The sequence below is a fragment of the Moorena sp. SIO3I6 genome, assembly GCF_010672095.1.
In genome coordinates, this window is sequence record NZ_JAAHHU010000393.1 from 1 (window position 1) to 3,908 (window position 3,908).

Sequence of the window (3,908 nt, forward strand, 5' to 3'; positions counted from 1 at the left end):
TTCAATGGAGCCGTTGGGATATTCCTGAAGGCGATGTGGGATACCACCTTCCTCAACAATGTTGGGGATGTAGTACTCAGCGTATCTGACACCCTAGACAGCAATGTCTATGATGTCATGGTTTGTCGGGGTTAAAAGTATCAGAAGACACTAATCCAATTGAATTATTGGTACTCAGTGCTTGCCAAACTGCTAGAGGGGATAATCGTGCTGTGTTGGGGTTAGCTGGAGTAGCAGTACGTTCGGGAGCACGCAGTACCTTAGCTACCCTATGGGCAGTAAGGGATGAATCTACTGCTCAGCTGATGGCTGAATTTTACAAGTATCTGGCTCAAGCAGGTGTAACTAAAGCTGAAGCGTTGCGCCGTGCTCAGTTAGCGCTATTTAAACGGGAATACAACCATCCTGTCTATTGGGCTCCCTTTGTGTTAGTGGGAAATTGGTTGTAATTGCTCTATCTCTAATCGAAGGACTTTTCAAACACATTCTTAGAGGATAATTGGGCATAAAACATACTAGAAATAAAACATAAAACAAACATGAACGCAAACATTAGGCGTTTATATTGAAATTTCTAGCAACCCTCAAAAAAAAAAATTAGAAAGCGGCAAATGATCTGCTTTGCTTTCTGTGCCCAGCATGATCATAAAGAAAGTCCTGCAGCAATAGGAAATATTTTATGAAATCAAACAAATTAACCGTGAGATTACCACTTTGTTTTACTTTACTATTCCTAGGAATGACTCTAATCCACAGTTTGCCAACTCAGGCGGTGATGTTCCAAAATGGGAAGAATCCAGCACCAAAGACGGGAAGGGGTGGAGCTTCCCGGGGTGAAGATATTTGTTTCTCTGATTCTAAAACCACCACTTCATCAGTCACACCGCTGATGCCAGCTACTAATGTGGGCTTAACGGTGGCAGAACGTCCAACTTTGCTGGTATATGTTCCTCAGACTTCAGCTAAAGAAGCTTTTTTAAGTTTCGAGGATGAAAACCGAAACCATCATTACCAGTCCTTTATACGTCTGCCTAATCAGCCAGGTGTAATGGCGGTTGAATTACCACCTCAGGCTCCACCACTAAAGGTCGGTAAGAATTACCAGTGGTCTTTGGTGATGATTTGTGGGGAGTATTTAGAACCAGATAGTCCTGAGGTAACTGGATGGGTTCGTCGAGTTGAAGCCAATTCTACCTTGATGAATCAGAAGACATTAAAAGCCTCACTTCAAAAAGCCTCATTGTTGGCTGAATCAGGGATTTGGGTCGATACTATCTCTACCATGGCTGATTTAAGGCGAGCTGAACCAAAAAATTCAGTCTATCGCTCCCATTGGGAAGAACTGTTAAAATCACAAGGACTAACTGCGATCGCTAACCAGCCGTTGCTTAATAAATAAACTATAAATAACTGAACATCAGACCATCAACTATTATCCTGCAATCCTTGGAAAGCAAGGATTTAATCCTATCTGGATCAAGGGGTTAGTTAGCAGCTGATTTGTGATAACTCCAAAAAATATCGCATCTTAAACCCCTGGTTGAAAACCAGGGGTTTAAGATGGGGCTTAAAACAACTTACGGAATTGATTCCGTCCTATCCTGTCAATAGCTGAACTAAGAAACTCAATCAAGTATAGTTGAGTCAGTTAGCAATTATCCATGACCAATTAGCCTCAATCATTCCACAATTGGGCAAGCTCAATTTTTCTCCCTTTTTTGCTTGTTTTCTCAAGACTGTTACTTAGTCAGGATTTACTGGGAATTCTGTAGGTAAGTTATCGACGGGTTAGTGACTCACCACAAAAGCAGTTCTACCGGTCGATGCTATTCCTGGAATCCTGCCAACCAATAGAAGCGCCTATATAGCAATCCTAAATCATTTGTAAAATTAGCAAAATCTGGAATCATTGCTGGGCAAGGGTTATAGCGTTTGCGTTGGCCAATATATTTCACGAATCATTTAGGACCGCTATAGGCTTCTGAACAAGGTTGGTAGAGAACACACCTGACCTAGATTAGAGATTGACTAAGGGGAATGTGGCTTCACTTTAAAGAGCGTTTGAAGCAATGGCGCTTTGTACTGATAATAGCTCCCGTTGTGGCTGCACTGGTCACTGTTTTGGATACGGCAGGATGGTTCCAGCTACTGGAGTGGGCTACCCTGGATCAATTTTTTCGCCTGCGTCCGGTTGAAGACATTGATAATCGCATTGTGATTATCACCATTGATGAATCGGATCTGACTCAACTTGGAGGATGGCCGATTTCTGATGCTGTTTTAGCTGAGTTAATCAAAAAAATTAAAGCATACCGGCCTCAAGCTATTGGTCTGGATATTTATCGCGATTTTCCAGTGGAACCTGGTTATCAGGAGTTGGTTGAGGTGATGAAGTCCACACCAAACTTGATTGGAGTAAAGTCCGTGCTGAGGGATAAAAGAGTTGCACCACCTCCGACCTTAGCACAACGAGATCAAGTTGCTCTAGCCGATTTGGTGCTAGATGGGGATGGTAAAGTAAGGCGAAGCTTGATATCAGCAGCAGATCAATCCGGTCAGGATATACCTACCTTAGGCGTTAGATTGAGCTTGATGTATCTTCAAGCCAAAGGGATCAATCTCAAAAAAATCGATGGGAGGCGCGAGTCTTACCAATTAGGTCAAGCAAGATTTTTCAATCTAACCCAGAAAAATGCTGGTTATCAAGGTGCAGATCTTGGAGGCTACCAAATATTGTTGAATTACCGTGGCACCCAGGAGCGCTTCAATACAGTTTCAATCAGTGATGTTCTGAGCAATAGAATTTCGCCGGAGCAGTTGTACAATCGCATTGTTTTGATTGGTATGACTGCACCGAGCCTTAACGACATTTTTCCGACTCCCTATGATAGCAGTGTGAGCTCTAGCGTTCAGGAAATGCCTGGTGTCGTTATTCATGCCAATATCGCCAGCCAGATGTTGAGTGCAGCAGTTGATGGACGACTTCTGCTGCGAGTATGGTCTGTTAACGCACAGGGGCTATGGATTTTTTGGTGTTCGTTGATCGGAGCCGTAGGAAGTTGGCTATTACCAGAGACTAACTGGTTAAGAAAACATCTCCTGAGCAAATTAATTCTGAGTATTTTGATCACAGGGGGCATGATTGTCGGTGGTAGCTATTTAGTCTTTCTAACAGGTTGGTGGATTCCTGTAATTTCCCCATTAATGGCTCTAGGTTTATCGGCAATTTTAGGAACTAATACCCACAATCAATGGCAATTGAAACAAGCTAACCAGCAATTGCAAGATTATTCTCGCACTTTGGAGGTCAAAGTTAAAGAGCGCACCCAAGAATTAGAAAAAGCCAAAGTAGCTGCTGATGTGGCTAACCAGGCAAAAAGCGAATTTTTGGCTAACATGAGCCATGAACTGCGCACTCCCCTCAATGGCATTTTGGGATACGCTCAAATCCTCAAACGCTCCTCGAATATAAGTAAATCAGACCTGGATGGCATCGGTATTATTCACCAGTGTGGATCTCATTTGCTTACTTTAATCAATGATATTTTAGACCTATCGAAAATTGAAGCTCGGAAACTAAAGCTGCACAAAAGTCATATTCATTTTTATTCCTTCTTGATGGGCGTGGTTGAAATTTGTCGGATTCGTGCCCAGGAAAAAAGTATATCGTTTATTTACCATGCCGATCCTCAGCTTCCAGTGGCAATTTATGGGGATGAAAAACGCCTGCGGCAAGTTTTAATTAATTTACTGGGTAATGCGATTAAATTTACCGAGACTGGAAGTGTGACCTTTCAAGTAAGTTTAATCGGTTCATCCTTGAATGGTGACCGTTCCCACACAATCAGATTTAAAATTGAAGATACTGGTGTAGGGATGACTCCAGAACAGTTGAAAAAGATTTTTTA

The 3,908-nt window shown here is 42.3% G+C and carries 2 protein-coding genes and 1 pseudogene; all 3 read left to right on the forward strand.

All coding sequences use genetic code 11. The annotated features are described in order from the left end of the window. Positions 1 to 131: 131 nt before the first annotated feature. Positions 132 to 449 (forward strand): annotated as a pseudogene (locus tag F6K49_RS36665) (CHAT domain-containing protein); the annotation flags it as partial. A gap of 230 nt (positions 450 to 679) precedes the next feature. Further along, positions 680 to 1,399, forward strand: coding sequence for a DUF928 domain-containing protein (locus tag F6K49_RS36670; RefSeq protein WP_293074412.1), 720 nt, complete (start codon positions 680 to 682; stop codon positions 1,397 to 1,399). 638 nt (positions 1,400 to 2,037) lie between these two features. Continuing rightward, positions 2,038 to 3,908: CHASE2 domain-containing protein (locus F6K49_RS36675; protein ID WP_293104800.1), on the forward strand; the 1,871-nt coding region annotated here is incomplete at its 3' end.

What these genes read in the sequence shown, in the direction of transcription:
- F6K49_RS36670 (WP_293074412.1), top strand. Translation starts at nt 680, where the DNA reads ATGAAATCAAACAAATTAACCGTGAGATTACCACTTTGTTTTACTTTA.